This window comes from Paenibacillus sp. FSL W7-1332 (assembly GCF_037969785.1).
In the GTDB taxonomy this organism is placed as follows: domain Bacteria; phylum Bacillota; class Bacilli; order Paenibacillales; family Paenibacillaceae; genus Paenibacillus_AQ.
Genome location: NZ_CP150209.1, coordinates 3692527 through 3710040 on the forward strand (window position 1 = coordinate 3692527; position 17514 = coordinate 3710040).

Here is a 17514-nt window from a genome sequence, read left to right on the forward strand (position 1 = left end):
ATATCAAAATAGAAAGCTAAACGCCCCGGGGCTATCTAACTTTTAAAGGTTAGCCCTGAGGCGTTTTTATGCGTTATTCTCTTTTAGCATCAATTGCCTTGAAGATCGATTACTTCATCCTATTAAAATGCGACAGCTTTTCCGGATTCATCACGACATAAACGTTTGAAAGCTGATTCTGCAAATAATCAAATGTAACCACTGCAAAAGTCATTTCACCTATTACTAGCCGTATTCCAGGCATACCGTTGATTTCACAAGTTACACATCGATATCCAGGCGGAAATTCGGGTGCAACGGCGACAAAAAAACGGATAATTAAGTCTGAACCCTTTATTGGCCGGAGTGCAGCTTTTACTTTGCCGCCTCCATCCTGGTATAGTACAGTTTCCGACGATAAAAGTTCAATAAGCAATTCAATATTTGCGGTCATGAGCGCCTCGGCAAATCGTTCAGCTAGTGCCGCTTTTTTCTCAATGACTTCCGGGCTTCGTTCAGGCAAATTGCCGAGGCTCTTCTTCGCTCGGTGAAAAATTTGACGGCAATTCACCGTACTTTTGTCGACGATCTCGGCTATTTCATCAAAACGGTAATGAAACACTTCATGAAGCAGGAATACAATTCGCTCAATCGCGGAGAGCTGCTGCAGTAATAACAAGCCAGCTGTTGAAAGGGATTCTTTCCATACGATACTCTCCATTGGATCGTACTCTTGAACATAGGTTGTATCAATGGGCTCGGGCAGCCATGGCCCGACGTATCTTTCCCGGTCTCTACGGGGCGATCGAATATAATCAACACAGCGATTATGAACCATCTTGCACAAATAGGCTTTGGCATCGCATACTTGATGCGGCGGTTTCTCTTCCCACGAGAGGAACACATCGTGAACAATATCTTCCGCTTCAGCGATGCTTCCCATCGTATGATATGCTAATGACACAAGCAAAGGTTTCAATTCGTTATATAACGTTCCCCTGTCCAACATTCTCCCCCTTAAACGAATATTGCTTGGTTATGATCGCTTGCGCCGCTCGCTTGGCGCTGGCAAATGCAGCATCAGCTAATAATTCGCCATGTCCCGTCCAATCTCCCGCTACATAAAGTCCTTTTATTCCCTGAACCGAGGGGCCGGGGAAATTGCCACTTTTGTCCACCGTGATAAAATCATGTGCGACGGTCAAGTTAGGTAAAAACTGTCTGGCTATTTCCTCTTTCCGCCAGCCGGGTTGAACGAGATCCATGGCTTTTTCCAACTGCAACAGATCCGTCTCGGGGCGACTTTCATTCATTCCTAGGTGTTTGACCAGATGAATGACGACAGAGCCATCTTCACTGAGCTTTGTTACAGTGGACGGTGAGTTATAGAAGATCGGTTGATCCAGCCAAAATCCTGCAATGAAATCGGAGCCGCCATCAGGAAGTCGGCGCAGGATGAGATCAAGACACGCTGCGTGAATCGGTTTTATGTTATCGTTCCATTTTTCAAGAGATGTGCTATCCAAATTCTTGACCAGATCGTATGCTTCTTTCGGACCCGCAGCGATCACGGCATTAGGAGCGTCAATAAGCTCGCCATCTTTAAGGCGGATACGTCGAACCGTTCCGTCATGTACGATTTCGACCGCTTTTTTCTGATTCATTATCGTGACGCCTGCGCGAATAGCCTGATCTCTTAAATCGTCGATTAGCCTGCCCCATCCCCCCTCGATGTAGAAGGCTTTTCCGCTAAATGTTCTTTGAAGCTGCCGTACTGCCGGACCCGCAAGATGAAGCTCTGAGTGAGGAACGAAAGAATTCGCTCGGCTCACCGAATATATAACGTGTCTAAGCATCGGATGGCGAATTTCCCGCTCTGCCCACTCCTTTAAACTGATTCGTTCGATTCGATTGGCGTCGATCTTGCCCAGATTGAGTATGAACCGGGTAAGCTCCATCTTTTCCGAAAATGAAAACAGTTTGGATGCGATCAGTTGAAATGGTTTTGTCGGCAGCGTATAAATCCGGTCATTCCACATCACACCTGCCGAGGCAGGCGGGTTAGCGCCTTTCGGCCTCACGCCCAATTCGCGCAAAATTCCCTCCGCTGCCCCGTCTTGATAAAACGCATGTACACCCAGATTGAGTGATACTCCCTTTTTGTTAACAGACTGCGCACGACCGCCAAGTTGATTTGCCTTATCCAATACAATGACCGATAGGCCTGCTCTTGCCAAACAAATCGACGCGGTTAATCCGGTAAGTCCGCCGCCGATGATGGCGACATCGTAATGTCCCATGTTAGCCACCTCACCTCATGTTATTTACGAACAAGACGTTTTCGGAGCGTAAAACGTGACACTTTAACATCTATAGAGAGAAATCAAAAAGGCACCCCCATCAGGTGCCATTCTTCTTTGATGCATCTTTACTCGCTTAAGATTATATGTTTGAATGATGAAACCTAAACTCAGGCATCTCGTTTACGGTAAAATACAATAGCTACTGTAATAAAAATCAGTGTCCATATCATTATAATCCCTGTCCCTTGCATTGGTGTAAGGACAGTTATTTCATCAGAGGAAGGCGGCGTATACATATAATATCCTGCCGTATCGGGAAAATAATTTTTAATACCAGGTAGAAAATCTCTCGACAATGGACTGACAATGAAATAATAACCAAGCAGTACCACTAAAGCAGGAGTGGTTCGTCTAAATAAAGCACCAATAGCTGCACTCAGAAGTGTGGTTAACGTTAGATAGCCTGTTGCACCTGCTAATGCTTCTATCGTTGTGTCTATATCAATCACTGCTGCTGTGTCTCTCATCATCATAAAAGTATATAGTACACCTGATGCAGCAATAATAAAGGCCGCGGGAACGGTTATGATTGCCAATGCCAAATGCTTCATGGATAATTGAATCCCACGCCAAGGTATCGTAACTAACGTCGTTCGAATCTGTCCACCGGTATACTCCGAACAAGTAGCTATGATCCCAAGAATAATGAATCCTGCTTGAAGATATCCCATAGAAGCTAGCCCTATATTCAGTATACTTTGGTTCCCTGCTGCCCCTTGTAGACCAATAGAAGTAAAAGCTGCGGCTAATAGTAAATTAAGAATGAATGTACCCATAAGGGTGAGCCATATCAATGGTAATGTTACTAATTTATCCAGTTCAGCACGAAGGATTTGTGTAGTCTTTCTACTAGAAGGGACACTCATCCTGCAACATCCCTCCTATGGAATACAATAGCTGCAGCAATGAAAAAAACGACTACCCAGGCAGACATGACTAAGCCGCCTGTGAACGGGGTGAGAAATCTGTCGCTCAGAAACATAAACATTTCAAGGCCAGCCCGATCCGGTAAGTATAACGCTAACTTTGTAACCTTAGAAAGCAAGAAACTAAATGATACAACGGATGTATTTATGATGAGCACGGCAAGCGGAATAGTGCCATTCTTAGTTAGAACAGTAATCCCAAATGCTAAAAGAGCAGTGAATGTCCAGTAACAAACTGCACCGAGCAGTTTAGACCATTCAAATGCAGGGGTATACTGACCAAGAACAAGATGCGTGGCTGACACAGTTGTCATTATAGCAACAATACAAAGCAGTATACTGATTACTGTCACAGCGCCTGCTTTTGCCAGCAAAAAATGCAGCCTTGATGAAATAACCGTTAAACTTGTTGTAATCTGTTGTCCTCCACCAGATTCACTGCTCTCTGTCAAATACTCGCTACTGACAGCAAGCACACCAAGAATGATGACACCTTGTACACCAAGAGCTAATCCAATATAGCCAACTTCCAATAGCCGTGTGCTAATTCCAGCTATAATATCCTCTTTTTGTGCTATGCTGTCTAAGGCAGCTATGACCGCAGGGGCAAATGCTCCAATAAGAAAGGCAAGCCAAATGCCCGGCAGGGAGAACAATTTAGATAGTTCCGCGTTGAATGCTCTCATACAACATCACCTGCATGTTCAGATGTCCGGGCAAAAAAAGCTTTCTCCAGCGTGGAATGGTTACCTATTACTTCATCCAATGTTCCATCTGCAACGATTGTTCCATGCTTAATAATGACCACATCATCAACCGTCTCTGCAAGCTCTCCTATTAGATGACTGGATAGTAACACCGTGTTACCTGACTCAGCACGTTCACGTAAAAATGTCCGGATCCAACGAATTCCTTCGGGGTCGAGCCCATTTACGGGTTCATCTAGAACCAATATTGGGGGATTACCCAGTAGTGCAGCCGCCATTCCAAGTCTTCTCCCCATACCAAGCGAATAATTCCCAACTCTTTTGTCAGCTGCATTACTAAGACCTACGATTTCCAGAACTTCCTCAACACGTGAACGAGGCAATCCTGCGGCACGAGCAATCCAACGTAAATGGGCCCTTCCTGTTCGCCTGCGATGAGCTCCAGATCCATCCAGTGCGGCACCTACTGTTGCTAGAGGATTATGTAATTCTGCGAATGGCTTGCCATTAATGAGTGCACTCCCTGAGGTGGCACGATCTAATCCAAGCAGGATGCGTAGTGTAGAACTTTTCCCAGCCCCATTCGGACCTAAAAAACCAGTCACTCTACCAGGTCTTGCTTTAAAACTGATACCTGTTAAGATTTGTTGAGTTCCGCGATATTTGACTAAGTTATTAATGGTAAGCAACCATAACACTTCCTTTCTGTTATGGTTCCAATTATATAGAAGCAAAGTTACATCACAGATATCATGTGGTTTAATTCTGGATTACCTTTAGGTTAAGCCCTAGCAATAGCTACTCTTGTGCCATTTTCATTTGATGTAAAGTTCGCTTTCAGATTCATTTTTTTCAACATATAATGACAAGTCGATAAACCAATCCCCGCCCCACGCTCATAGGAAGAGTGATCCAAACCGGGACCTCTGTCTGCAACAATGATCTGTTCTTTTTCTACATCAACTACAATGTTTGCATATTTCCCCTCTGCTGCATGGCGAAGAATATTCTGAAATAAATTATCCAAAACCCGTGTTATCCAATTAGGATCTGCTTGCCAATAAAAAGTCTCCTCTGCCGGTAAATCAACATCGAGCTGAATTTCTTTTTCTTCAAACACAGGATACCACGCAGCAACAGATGCTCTTACTAAACGTACAATATCTGTTGAAACGGGCCCAAAAGGATGTTTCCCTGATGTAAGCAATGTATAGGACAGTAAATCATCCATTAGATCTCCGACTCTTGTAATCGTATGGTTGATCTCTGTTAACGAGTGTTGTCCTTCTAAACTCATGGACTCTTTATTTAAACGGGTGACATGTCCTCTCAAAATGGTAAGTGGCGTTCGTAAGTCGTGTGATAAATTCGCAATGAGTCGATGTCGTAATAACTCTTCTTCAAATGTTCGCTTGCGACTGTCTTCAAGCTGCTGAATCATCCAATTAAAAGACATTCCTAACTGGTCTATCTCATCCATACGATCCGATTGAACAGATATGGGTTTAGGAAATGAATTATTTTTAGCTGAAAATGACATGGCTTCCTGTAAGCGGGCGAGACGTTTTTGAAGTTTCAAGAAGAACAGCCAAGATAAAATAACAAATGCGACAATAATAAACCCAAACAATAGCACGGTAACGTAAAACAGATTTAACGCATTCAGATTTTTTCCATTGTTATCTGAAATCCCAAAAAACGCACTGACGAAAACAAGCACAATGGGAGGTAAAAAGATAAATAGAAAATGCACTTTTAGAAAGCGACGAAATAATGACCTAGTCTGCTTCATAGTTTCACCCGATAGCCTATTCCCTTCAACGTTTCAATAATCTCTGGGGAATCCGGATGACGTTCCAGCTTTTGACGCAGTCGATGGATATGCACCATTAATGTTTTATCACCTGTTATATAAGCTTCTTCCCAAATAGCTTCATAAATTTGTTCTTTTGGTAAAACTTGATTAGGGTGGCGTAAGAAGTACATTAAGATTTGATGCTGTTTCCCTGTTAATATAATTTCTTCTCCAGTGCGTTTGTCAAATATCATTTGACCTTCTGGATCTACTTCAATCTGATTTCCTAATGAAATGCGTTCGGATTTTGTTCCACCATTACGACGGAATAATACTTCTAATCTCGCAACTAATTCATCCGTATGGAATGGTTTCGTTAAGTAGTCATCAGCAAATTGTAAACCATCTACTTTATCATCTATCGATGTTCGAGCAGTTAACAGCAAAATAGGAATAGCAGGAGCTGCCTTCTTTAATCGTCTTCCCACAGTAAATCCGTCTAAACCGGGTAACATGATATCCAAAATAACGATTTCATGCTGATTCACTTCTCTTTCGGCTCCTTCACCAGTTAGCAGCCACTGAACTGAAAACCCTCGCTGTTCCAATTCTTCTTTTACCCAACTGCCAATTTTCTCATTGTCTTCAATGTAGAGTACGTTTCTTTTCAAGTAACATCCCTCTCTCTAAATGGAGTTCACTATTAGACAGATTAACACAATATAAAAATTAGTTTCCAATTAATACAATTTTATCGTTCGTAAATAGAGTTTTATATAAAAGAGGCCGGTCTAACTGATTGGCTCTTTCTGTTCCTAAATAAATTAATCATGAATACCTCCTAACACTGAGAAACTAATATAATATACACCGAAAGCAAATAAACCCCCTCCTACTTCGCTCCAGGATATTCCCCTTCTCAAGAAATAAACCGTCTTCCAGCTCATTCGAAAAAAGGTAACTAAACAACAAACAAATAATATCAGGTTTCACTGCGTCCTGCCCGTTACCTTAATGAAATTGTATGGAAATCTAATTAGATACTTATCTAATAGGTAATCGGTACAAGTTCTTGTCCTCTTCTCGGGACAAGAACTTGTACCGATAAAACAAAAAAGCCGCTGAATTAGCGACTTTCAATGGGACCATGATCTTGTTCCTCGACAGATGTCCCCCATTTGGTAAAAAAGAGACAGCTTTTATGCTGTCTCCGATATTCAACTAACGTACCTGGTGTTAGCCGGAGGAAGTTCTGGAAGCAGCCATTGCATTTAAGGTGTTCTCAAAATAGCTATATACTTCATCTGCAATTCCCAGAAACTCTTCAACAAGTACATTATTACCATCCAAGTAACAAGCATACAGATAATCAACTAAAGCGGAGTCAATCTCACAATAGTTTAATATGGCATTCTTCATCTTAATAATGTCATCTTGCCATACACCTGTATCTTCTAAAACCAAAGAGTATAATGCACGAATTAATCTCTTAGAGTAACCTTTAATATATCTAGTTTTCATTGTGTTATCACTAGCATTAGAAAGTAAACGATATATACGATCTACTTCCTCCTTGGTCTCTGTATTTAAGTCTAAAATGAACGCTGGAGAAATAATTATCGGTGGTACTTTTTCACCAACGTCATCACCATATATGCAAACACAAATTATCTTAACCCAAAAACCCCACTCATTTGGTTTACTTAATACATCGTCAATCGAGCAAATTGTCGTATCAATCTTAGTTAATACTGGATATTCTTTTAAAAGCCTGTCTTTAATATTTGACAATCTTTCGTAATCAATATCTTTGGGATTTACACATACAATAGTAAAGTCTGCATCTGACTTAAAAGGTTTAGCCGTTCCTTTTGGAATCGAGCCACACATATAAATGCTATGAATCTTACCTTTAAATTCGGTAAGTATATTATCTATATACTTATCAACAAAATCCTTATATTCACTTTGTATTACAATTCTATTTATAACTTTTTCTAATATCATTTAGACTCCTCCTAAACTAAGAACTTCTTTCGACTGACGTCTTATCTACGAACTTCGTAAATAACTTCATATGTAGAGTATTCGCGAAATCAATAAACTCCCCTGCCTGTTAGCTTAATAAATTTAATTAATAGTTCAATGCTTATCTAATCGGTAATCGGTACAAGTTCTTGTCCTCGACTCGGTACAAGAACTTGTACCGATAAAACAAAAAAGCCGCTAAATTAGCGACTTTCTATGGGGCCGAGTTCTTGTCCCTCGACACAAATTGCTCCATCTATTGCCTCTTACATTCTCATATACTTTTCGTATGTATACTAGATATTTATAGTATTTTAATGGTATTTCATTTGCTCGCCTACATGAAAAGAAATAGACCGCCCGCACTAAGGTAACGGTCTTATTTCTCGTACTAACTTCTGTGGCCGACTGCTCTTTATGCAGTTATTCTGCTTAGGAGTCGTGTTCCAGCACGACGCTTTACTTATCCGTTTTTCTTCATTCGGTATTGCCCGGGCGTCATGCCTTTCTGCTTGCGGAATAGCCGGATAAAATACGAGGGATGATAACCGACCGACTCGGCGATCTCGTTCACTTTGAGATCGGTCGTGCACAGCAGCTCACAGCCCCGTTCAAGACGAAGTTCCATGACATAATCGACGAAGTTTTTCCCGTGGGCTTGCTTGAATGAGCGGCTGAGCGTATAAGAACTGACGCCAAAACGTTCCGCACAGCTCTCCAGAGAGAAATCTGCCGTATAATCACGTTCGATCTCCTCCTTGACTCTTTCGGCGAGACGATCAGTATACAGCCGATCGCTACCATCGATCTCGCGGCCATAAGGTTCCAATACCTGTGTACGCATAAAGGCGGCCATTGCTTTGGGCTGGCGTATAGTGGCAAGACGTTCATACAGACCCATAAAGTCGACGTGCTCGGATGGAGCACCGTTCTCCATCATCGTGTGGAGCAGACTGCCGAGCAGATGCAAAGTCAGATTACGCATTTCTGGCTTCGAGGCCGCTCGGCGTGCCAGCTCATCGATAAATTCATCCGTCAGCCGGGCCGCTTCCTCGATTTGGCCAAGCTTGACACTGCGGAGAAGCTCACGTTCGAGCTCGAATGGATAAGTGCTCTGCTCATCAAGATCCGGCATCCATTCATCCAGATGCAGAACCCGACAATCTTCGTCATGCTGAATATGACGCAGCGCAGCTCGCAGAGAATGAAGCAGCTCCGGCACTTCCAGAATTCCGGAAGCACTGCCTGTGCACACTAGGGTCTGCAGCCGCAGCACAGAGCGTATCGTACCTGCCAACTCTCCCGCCAGCGCTTTCCCCAGTACGTTCAACCGCTGTACAGCGCCCTCTTCATTTGCAGTATCACCTTGGATCTTATCGGCTGAACTTTGCAAATCGTACGTACGTTCTCGATCCGTCTCGGCTGTCACGCCGCTTTCACCCATGGAATAAGGAATCAGCACGGCAGCGGTCGAATCCTGAAAATTTACAACGATTGCCCGTTTTGTATGCTGCTCCACAAATTCACGGGCTACGTTGGCGGCAGCGAACGTCATCAGAAGTTCATCTTCTTCGCGGAACTTCGATTCCGGCGGCGATAGCACGCCGACCTGCAGCAAGAAAACTAACATCCGCTCGTCGGGATGGATCGACCATCCGAATCTTTCCATTCGCGACAGCAGTTCTCGCTCGCTCAATGTCTGATAATGTCCCTGCATCAGCTGCATCAAAAAGGCCGATCTCAATTCGGGATACGTGTGTTCGAGCCGGGCTTCGGCTTCTCTTTTGGCATCGGATAGACCGCGCCAACTCGTCTCGATATAGTCCAGCTCGTCGTAGGGATGCATATTGTTCTCTATTCCGGTACCGTCAGGTCCGTTTTTGGAACGCTGGCTTATGCTGATTTTCCGCAGCAGTCCGCTCAGGCCTTTTTCTTGTTCAGGTGTTTCTGCCGTCCCGACGGCCCTGTCCCCTGAAGGCTGACCGAGCGCCGGTGAAAACTGGCTGCCTAGGATTTGTACCAATCGACCTATCGGCCGGTGCAATCGATGCGAAGCCAACCAGGCGATCAGCAGCGCCAGCAGCATACCGGCCAAACTCACGGCGAGCAGCGAACGTGAGAGCAGCACGACAGGACGAGTTAGCGTTTCTAAAGGCGACACCGTCACATAAGTCCATTCGACCCCCGGACGATGTAATTGGCTATGGGAAACGGAGTAGGTTTTGCCCTGCCATTTGAACAGATAAGAGTCCGGTGTGTCCGAGACCTGAGTTCGAAGCTCCTCACGCAGCGCGGATTCGAAAGTCGGGGTTCGCATCGGATCATCCGACGGCACATCCGACATGCGGATTATGGGTGGTCCGGAACTTGCATATAGAAACGAAGCGCCTTTATCATCGAACGATACCTGGCGCATCCGTTCTTCAATTTTATCTCTGTCCATGTTCAATAGAAGAGCTCCATAAGGATCTCCGTAAGCAGGCAGCTTCCGGACTAATACGACCTCTCCGTTCTCGGAAGCCGTCCACCGAAAATTATCCAGCCAATACAAAGCGGACGGGGCATCAACAATACTCTGAAACCGCTTACTATCTTCTGCGATCGAGATTTTCCTTAACCCTTCCGTATCCGACAGCAAAAGCGGTTCGTTACGAGCAAGCAGCAGCTTTGCGTCTTTCAGCTCCGGATAAGACGCTTTCATCAGTCCCAGAAAGCGATACAGCTCCTGGGTTCTCTGGTATTCCATACGAAGATTTGCTCTTCTAAGATCACCGTCAAGTCTCGGATCTAGCGCCCAACGGGCCGCAGACTGTTCCACCTGCACGAACAGTTCGTCCATGCTTTCTGCCGAGCGTTTAACGAGTGCCCGGTGGCTGCTCATCACCTCGCGTTCGATGTGCTGCGTACCGAGCACATAAGACGAGAAGCCGATAACCGCTGTTGGAATACTCGACATGCACAGTGCCAGGATCAGGCTGTAACGATAAAAGCGTCCTCTTCCTTCCCGGCTTCGACTCGTCCACCGAAAATTTAGCCAGCTTCGAATATCAGTCACTCCTGCTCCCCCTTTTCTCTATACACTATTAACAGTCTACATACTACATCATTTTATAAGAAAGGGAACATATACAATAGAGCCCCCGCTTCCGGAGACTCCCCTGTTTACATGCACCTTTTTCGGAATAATTCAGCCAGCCGCTTATTGCTCCGCTTGACGGTCGGCATAAGCCTGATTCAGCTCGTCCGTAATTTTTTGCAGATCTGAATCATTTTTCAATTTCTCAACAAATTGGTCCCAGTCCGACAGCGACAGCTTGCCGAGTATAATCTTGGTTTTCATATCCTGAATATTCTTCGCCAGCTCAGGTCCCACCGAAATATTCGTTTCCGAATACAATCCAATCGCTCTGTCAGGAACACTTATTTCTGCACGATCGTCGATGATCTTTTTGTTCCGCTCAAAAATCTCCAGCGGCATACCGCCCCGATACGCGCGCATATATTTGTCATAATTCATGAAGATTTGACCAAGCGCCTGCGAGCCGACGATATCGGTCTTGGCCTTATCCGTCGCCATCTTGATTCCGTTCTCTTCCGTATAATGAACACCTTCCAGACCGTAGCTGGCCAGCGTTCCGCCTTCTTCCGACGCGCCATAGTCCATCAATTCAAGCAGTTTTTTCATTTTTTCTTCCGATACCGTTTTGGGAATCACAAACATCCCGAAGAATCCGCCGTCTTTGTTGGTCCAGCCGTTCATGGAGACAAGCGGCAGAAAATCCGCGTCCGGGTTGCTCTTCAGATTCGCTTCCATTGGCTCCCACGCCGCTTCGACCGTGTTAACGGCGGCGCCTGCACGGCCCGCATTCAGCTGATCCTTGGTCTGGCTCTCTTTCAGAACAGCGAGATCTTCCGAGATCAACCCTTCAGCATAAGCTTTGCTTAACCATTCCAGAGCATCGCGCATTTCCGGCAACAGGTTAACGTTGACCAGCTTGCCGTCGACATCTTTCCAATCTCCGGTATTTTGCGTGAATGCGCTGACGATTGCCCCATAGCTGCCCATATTACTTTGATTGACCAATCCTGTGAATCCGATCGTATCGTCTTTACCATTGCCGTCCGGGTCGTTTTTCGTAAATGCTTTGAGCACTTCGTAAAATTCGTCTGTCGTTTCCGGAATCTCCATGCCCAGATTGTCTAGCCAGTCTTTACGTAGGAACAGGAATGGGCCTCCTTCGACCGGACGCACCCGAGGAATCCCATAATTTTTGCCGTCGGCCTGCTTGGTGTTGATCCAGGACTCTTTCGGAAACCCAGACAGGTTAGGGTAGTCTTGAAGATAAGGCGTCAGATCCCAGAACGCACCCTGCTTCACCATAGTACGTACCTGAGCCGAGAAAGGATCATCGACCAGCATCAGATCGGGAATCTCACCCGACGCCAGCGTAACGTTTACCTTGTCGCCATAGCTGTTTGGTGATACCCACGTGATATTGAGATCGGTATTCGTTCTCTTTTCGATCTCTTGAATGATCACATTGTCTTCTCCGGGCGGTTCAGGTGTAAAATACATCGACATGATACTGACCGGCATCGGCTTTCCATCTTCCGGCACACCGTTTTCCGCGTTTTGACTGCTGCAGGCCGCTGTAACCAGAGACAGAGCCATAATGGATGCAAACCCCAATTTCGCTCCTATTTTTTTTCTCACTTGAATCTCCCCTTTTATTCGGATATATAAATCAGCTTGCCTGTACCTGCGCTTACTCTTTCACCGAACCGACCATCGCGCCTTTTGCGAAATGTTTTTGCAAAAATGGATATACCATGAGGATCGGAACAGTTGCGATTACAACGGCGGCCATTTTCAATGTTTCCGACGGAATCTGCTGCTCCGCGGTTATCTCGACCGCTGCCGTTCCTCCTGAAGCCGTCGACGAGTCGATCAGCATGTTTTGCAGTAGGACTTGAAGAGGCTGCTTGTTGAAATCGTTGATATAGAGCAGCGCGGTGAAGAAGGTGTTCCAGTACGCTACAGCGTAAAACAGGCCAAATGCCGCCAGCGACGGCAGTGACAGCGGCAAAATGATACGCCACCAGACTCCGATATCGTTGCAGCCGTCAATACGGGCCGCTTCTTCCAGGCTGGACGGGATACTGTCAAAGAAACCTTTCATCAATAATACATACCATCCGCTCGTTAGCACCGGCAGAATCAACGACCAGGTACTGTTGATCAAATGGAGATCGCGGATTAACAGGTACGGTGGAATAATACCGGGATTGAAGAGCGTTGTCAGCAGAATCAGCAGCAGCATCACCCGCCGTCCCTGCAGTCGTCTCCGAGACAGGGCATAAGAAAGACAGGATGTTACAAATAAGCTGAGCATTGTGCCGACGGTAGCCAGAAACGCACTGTTGCCCATTGCACGCATAAAAGAATTGGTGGACAACAAATACCGGTAAGAATCGAGACTCCACTTTTTCGGGAAAAGCGTCGCTTTGTTGCGAATGAATTCTGCCGGGTCGCTGAACGACACGACCAGCACGTAATACAAAGGAAACAACGTGACCAGACCGATTACAGTTAGAAAAAACAGATTAGTTGCATTGAATAGACGATCCATTTTGGACTGGAGCATAGGAAACCCGCCCTCCTTTCTTTTCTTTACTCCGGTTGAAACCTATGAACCTTCCTTTTAATAAACACCGTCTTCGCCGAATTTCTTGGCTAGCTTGTTCGCTCCGATAACGAGGATCAGGCCTACCAACGATTTGAACACGCCGACGGCAGTACTGAAACTGAGTTGTCCCTGCTTGATACCTAGCCTATACACATAAGTATCGAATACATCTGCGACTTCGGATACGGCACCGTTCATCATCAGGAAGACTTGCTCGAAGCCGACGTCCATAATATGTCCAATCCGCAGAATAAGAAGGATGATGACGACCGAACGGATGCCCGGCAGAGTAATATGCCAGAACTGCCGCAAGCGTCCCGCTCCGTCCATCTTCGCTGCTTCGTTCAACTGCGGATCGATCCCGGCCATCGCGGCAAGGAACAATACCGTACCCCAGCCTGCATCTTTCCATATCGACTGGACGGTCAACAGAACCCAGAAGTAATTGGGATTGGTCAAAAAGTCGATCTTGTTCAGACCGGCTGCCACTAGAAGCTGATTGACGATGCCTTCGCCGGTAGACAGAAGAAGAAACGTAATACCGACGATAATGACCCAAGACAGAAAATGCGGCAGATAAACAATCGACTGAATCGTTTTGCGGAACTTGTTGCCGCGCAGCTCATTCATCATGACCGATAACAAAATGGGCAGCGGGAAGAAAAAGATGAGTGACAGCAAATTGATCGCCATCGTGTTTCGGAACAAGATCAGAAAGTCGGGATTCGAAAAGAAACGGATGTAATGTTCGAAACCGATCCACGGACTTGCCCACATCCCCTGATAAGGCGAATAATCTTGAAACGAGATCAAGATTCCCCACATTGGCACATACTTAAATAGGATAAAGAACACGATGCCCGGTAGCGCAAGCAGATACAAAAAGCGATCGCGCTTTACGCCTTTCCAGATACTTCGTCTTCGTTCCGTAGCCTGGCTCATCTTGTAATCGCTTTCTATTTTTCTATGGCCGGCTGTGTCCATTCGGGAAGCCATCCCCCACACCTCCATCTGCTGGTTTACCGTTCACCCGGATCATCCGTGTTCCGGTCTGCTCGGGAGCGGTTAATGTCAGCATAGGGGCTGGGGCAATTTCCGGCAATCAACGCTTTTTGCAGCAATCTATTTAACGAAGTAAAGGCGTATCATATGTTGTGTGCGCTAAAGAAAACCAAGAAGGAAAAGTTCAAAAAATAAGCTGACCCTGATAAGAATTTCCGGGAATTGACTTTTCTTGCAAGCGCAATCAATTCGCTCAACGACGCGGATTACGGCATCTTTTCACCTCTAAGGTGCCCATATAAAGTTTTTGGCTTTCTTCATTTAAGTGACAGCACGAAGCCAGTACTCATTGACGCGGTAAACGTTACGACAGGCATCGGGAATAAAATTCTAGCATTATCTTTCATCATGTAAGCCAGTCTGAAATTCACAGCAGATTCTTCCGCGGCCATACGAATGGCCGGCTGCGTTTGACTAACGGCATGAACAGTAGCGTCATTACGAGATGCTCAGGAACAACGACAGGACCGAAAGCGCCGGTAGTTAGCGGTGCGGCCTTAACGGGCCAGTAGAACGGGAACTTCTCGATGATCGAAAATGAGCAATAAAAAAACTCATGTTGGCTTTGCTTCTCAGCAGAAACCAACACAAGCCTATTTATTTGCTTTACCAGAAGCGATCTCGGTTACCCATCAATAAGGAGATTCCTTCCGTAAAGTAATAATCTCCGTAAATCAATGGGACATCGACATTTTGTTTTTCGGGGTAATGACTCGTTCCATGTAAAATAAGACCTTCCTCCGTTTTCGATTCCCAGGCTCCATAATTTGTATACAATGAATGCAGTATTTTTTTCGCGCTTTCCCTATAGATCCTTGCCTCATCTCCGTCAACCTGTTCTGCTAAAAGCAGAAGCCCACAAGCTGCGCAGGCTCCAGCCGATGAGTCACGGACCGTACGGCCCTCTTCAGACGAACGGAAATCCCAAACAGGAACATAATCTTGTGGTAGATTGGCTAAGAAAAATTGAGCTGTTTTTTTGGCGCCATTCAAGTATTGTTGGTTGCCTGTGTAATGGTAGCTCAGGCTCATTCCATAGATCGCCCATGCTGCTCCACGTGACCATGCTGATTCAGGTGAGTAGCCTTGTCCTCCCTTCACTTCAAGCTTTTCTCCGGTTTCAGGGTCAAAAGATACAATATGGGCAACCGATCCATCAGTCCGATAAAAATGCTTTAACACGGTATCCGCATGATTGGTTGCGACGTGCTTGTATCGCGGATCTCGTGTTGTGTTTGACGCCCAATACAGCAGTGGCAGATTCATCAGACAGTCGATAATGGCCCAACCTGCAACATCTTTACCATTCCACGCACGGATGAATTTCCCTTGGACGTTAAAACGCGCAGCGAGAAGGTTGGCGGCAAGTAAAGCCCTTCGTTTCGAATCATCTGATCCTAAAATTTTATATCTTGCTACGCTTGTTAAAGTCCACATGAAACCAATATCGTGATCTATTTTATTCGAATCGGTTAATAATACATCCAGCTGGCGTTCGCATGATTCTGCGGATGCTTTCAAATCCTCATCTTGCGTATCCTGATAAATAAGCCACAGCAATCCAGGCCAGAAGCCAGCAGTCCACCAGGAGGCTGGTTCCAATCGGTATTCTCCATTTTGACTTGCATGTGGGAATCCATCTCCGATACGCTGATGAACATGCTTCACTTTTGCCTTCGTTTGATTCCATGCTTCTTGCACCCAATTTGATTCGACCGTCATCCTTAATCTCTCCCCTCCTATTGTAAACGCCTACATTTCTCCCGAGATTGCTTTATCTATTTGAATTGTTCCACCAGACCATGCTTTCAGCGCAGTCCACTCTGCCTCTCCTTGCCAGAATTCAGCTTCCGGTGATAGCCCCAACGCTAGAAATACCGTCGTACACAGATATAAACTGCCTGTCGAAATATACCCTTCTCCAATTTCAGGTTGACTGCCGGCAAAGCCAATGCGAAGCCAGCCGGAATCATCGAATGTACCCGGCATCTGAATCTGCTTCCTGATGACGGCCGTAAGTGCGCAACGGACTTGAGCTGGTAACAGTCCTTCCGGGAGCTCCTCCCTAAGAGACATTAAAGACAGATGCTGGAATGCCCCGAAACGATAAGCAAGTGATCTGCCCAGTGGCGGGAAGGTCCCTTCAGGTGATATTAACCGTTCCAAAATGGCTGCATAACGTACTGCTCTTTTCAACACCTTGACTTGTAGTGCAGCCCAATCTTCAAATTGATCTCCTATTGCATCCAATATATCGACCAACATGGGTTGAATGACAAAGCTGTTGTAATAATCCCAGTGGAACGAAGGCCCATCTCCGTACATACCGTCCCCTTTGTACCATTGCTGATGTTGTCTTAAAGCATAATCTACACGCATACGATCCCAATCTTCTACGCCCATTCGGAACAGAGCGGCTTCAATCATGGCACTAAATAAGAGCCAATTGCTAAAAACCGGACGGATCACACGCGTAGATCTCAAAGCTGAAATCAGATTTGCTTTCACTTTATCATCAAGCACTGCATACAGTTCGTTTGGAGCACGGAGAACGGCGTTGGCAAGGAAGGCTGCGTCAACTAAAGGCTGTCCACCTTTTGTGAAATTCATATAATCCGGGGAAGTTGGATCCGTAGCCGCCTCGATGGCTTGCCTCGCCATAACGGCCATGTTAGATCGAATTTCTCCTTCCTCTCCAGAACGTGTTCCACGTTCGAGCCATGGTGCCATTCCGGCTAAGGTACGTCCTAATGCTTCCAAGTATGTGTAATTGGACCGATCACCTTCTCTCGCTTCGATAGGCATATCCAACACCATCCGACGTTCCGATAATGAATGTAGAACAGGCTGCGTAATTCGAACTAAGGTATCCACCCAATACTTCCTATCGTCCCCCATGTGTTCCCCTTTCATCAAGATGTAGTTTATATTAGTATAGGTCGTTGTATAATCCCCCACAATAAACTA

15 protein-coding genes are annotated in these 17514 nt (G+C 45.6%); all 15 read right to left on the reverse strand.

The genetic code is table 11. From position 1 onward, the window contains the following. Positions 1-109 precede the first annotated feature (109 nt). Complete coding sequence (gene sigJ, locus MKX98_RS16490; protein WP_339224175.1) at positions 110-922, reverse strand: RNA polymerase sigma factor SigJ; 813 nt, start codon at positions 920-922, stop codon at positions 110-112. Positions 923-962: 40 nt separating this feature from the next. Then, positions 963-2279 carry an FAD-dependent oxidoreductase gene (locus MKX98_RS16495; RefSeq protein WP_339224177.1) on the reverse strand — a complete coding sequence of 439 codons (1317 nt, stop codon included), beginning with the start codon at positions 2277-2279 and terminating at the stop codon, positions 963-965. A 170-nt stretch (positions 2280-2449) separates the two neighbouring features. Further along, entirely contained in the window at positions 2450-3208 is a 759-nt protein-coding gene (locus MKX98_RS16500; RefSeq protein WP_339224179.1) for an ABC transporter permease, read from the reverse strand. Further along, positions 3205-3954, reverse strand: a complete 750-nt coding sequence (locus tag MKX98_RS16505) for an ABC transporter permease (RefSeq protein ID WP_339224181.1) — start codon at positions 3952-3954, stop codon at positions 3205-3207. The genes MKX98_RS16500 and MKX98_RS16505 overlap by 4 nt, the downstream gene beginning before the upstream one ends. Next, a complete protein-coding gene (locus MKX98_RS16510; RefSeq protein ID WP_339224183.1) occupies positions 3951-4673 on the reverse strand; it encodes an ATP-binding cassette domain-containing protein in 723 nt (240 codons plus the stop codon). The genes MKX98_RS16505 and MKX98_RS16510 overlap by 4 nt, the downstream gene beginning before the upstream one ends. An 83-nt stretch (positions 4674-4756) precedes the next feature. Next, on the reverse strand, positions 4757-5767 hold the full coding sequence (locus MKX98_RS16515) for a HAMP domain-containing sensor histidine kinase (protein WP_339224184.1): 1011 nt from the start codon (positions 5765-5767) through the stop codon (positions 4757-4759). Then, positions 5764-6441: a response regulator transcription factor gene (locus MKX98_RS16520; RefSeq protein ID WP_194542751.1), complete on the reverse strand. Its 678-nt coding sequence runs from the start codon at positions 6439-6441 to the stop codon at positions 5764-5766. Before MKX98_RS16520 ends, MKX98_RS16515 begins: the two co-directional genes overlap by 4 nt. A 565-nt stretch (positions 6442-7006) precedes the next feature. Further along, positions 7007-7777, reverse strand: a complete 771-nt coding sequence (locus MKX98_RS16525; RefSeq protein WP_194542752.1) for a nucleotidyltransferase domain-containing protein — start codon at positions 7775-7777, stop codon at positions 7007-7009. A gap of 484 nt (positions 7778-8261) precedes the next feature. Beyond that, on the reverse strand, positions 8262-10853 hold the full coding sequence (locus MKX98_RS16530; protein ID WP_339224186.1) for an AraC family transcriptional regulator: 2592 nt from the start codon (positions 10851-10853) through the stop codon (positions 8262-8264). A gap of 144 nt (positions 10854-10997) precedes the next feature. Then, positions 10998-12512: an extracellular solute-binding protein gene (locus tag MKX98_RS16535; protein WP_339224188.1), complete on the reverse strand. Its 1515-nt coding sequence runs from the start codon at positions 12510-12512 to the stop codon at positions 10998-11000. Positions 12513-12564: 52 nt separating this feature from the next. Beyond that, positions 12565-13443: a carbohydrate ABC transporter permease gene (locus MKX98_RS16540; protein ID WP_220685240.1), complete on the reverse strand. Its 879-nt coding sequence runs from the start codon at positions 13441-13443 to the stop codon at positions 12565-12567. A gap of 57 nt (positions 13444-13500) precedes the next feature. Then, positions 13501-14427 carry a sugar ABC transporter permease gene (locus tag MKX98_RS16545; protein ID WP_339224470.1) on the reverse strand — a complete coding sequence of 309 codons (927 nt, stop codon included), beginning with the start codon at positions 14425-14427 and terminating at the stop codon, positions 13501-13503. A gap of 487 nt (positions 14428-14914) precedes the next feature. After that, entirely contained in the window at positions 14915-15136 is a 222-nt protein-coding gene (locus MKX98_RS16550) for a hypothetical protein (RefSeq protein WP_339224191.1), read from the reverse strand. Positions 15137-15153: 17 nt separating this feature from the next. Further along, complete coding sequence (locus MKX98_RS16555; RefSeq protein ID WP_339224193.1) at positions 15154-16269, reverse strand: glycoside hydrolase family 88 protein; 1116 nt, start codon at positions 16267-16269, stop codon at positions 15154-15156. Positions 16270-16299: 30 nt separating this feature from the next. Next, positions 16300-17445 carry a DUF2264 domain-containing protein gene (locus MKX98_RS16560; RefSeq protein ID WP_194544794.1) on the reverse strand — a complete coding sequence of 382 codons (1146 nt, stop codon included), beginning with the start codon at positions 17443-17445 and terminating at the stop codon, positions 16300-16302. Positions 17446-17514: the final 69 nt, after the last annotated feature.

What these genes read in the sequence shown, in the direction of transcription:
- sigJ (WP_339224175.1), bottom strand. Translation starts at nt 922, where the DNA reads ATGGGAAGCATCGCTGAAGCGGAAGATATTGTTCACGATGTGTTCCTC.
- MKX98_RS16495 (WP_339224177.1), bottom strand. Translation starts at nt 2,279, where the DNA reads ATGGGACATTACGATGTCGCCATCATCGGCGGCGGACTTACCGGATTA.
- MKX98_RS16500 (WP_339224179.1), bottom strand. Translation starts at nt 3,208, where the DNA reads ATGAGTGTCCCTTCTAGTAGAAAGACTACACAAATCCTTCGTGCTGAA.
- MKX98_RS16505 (WP_339224181.1), bottom strand. Translation starts at nt 3,954, where the DNA reads ATGAGAGCATTCAACGCGGAACTATCTAAATTGTTCTCCCTGCCGGGC.
- MKX98_RS16515 (WP_339224184.1), bottom strand. Translation starts at nt 5,767, where the DNA reads ATGAAGCAGACTAGGTCATTATTTCGTCGCTTTCTAAAAGTGCATTTT.
- MKX98_RS16525 (WP_194542752.1), bottom strand. Translation starts at nt 7,777, where the DNA reads ATGATATTAGAAAAAGTTATAAATAGAATTGTAATACAAAGTGAATAT.
- MKX98_RS16540 (WP_220685240.1), bottom strand. Translation starts at nt 13,443, where the DNA reads ATGCTCCAGTCCAAAATGGATCGTCTATTCAATGCAACTAATCTGTTT.
- MKX98_RS16545 (WP_339224470.1), bottom strand. Translation starts at nt 14,427, where the DNA reads ATGAGCCAGGCTACGGAACGAAGACGAAGTATCTGGAAAGGCGTAAAG.
- MKX98_RS16555 (WP_339224193.1), bottom strand. Translation starts at nt 16,269, where the DNA reads ATGACGGTCGAATCAAATTGGGTGCAAGAAGCATGGAATCAAACGAAG.
- MKX98_RS16560 (WP_194544794.1), bottom strand. Translation starts at nt 17,445, where the DNA reads ATGGGGGACGATAGGAAGTATTGGGTGGATACCTTAGTTCGAATTACG.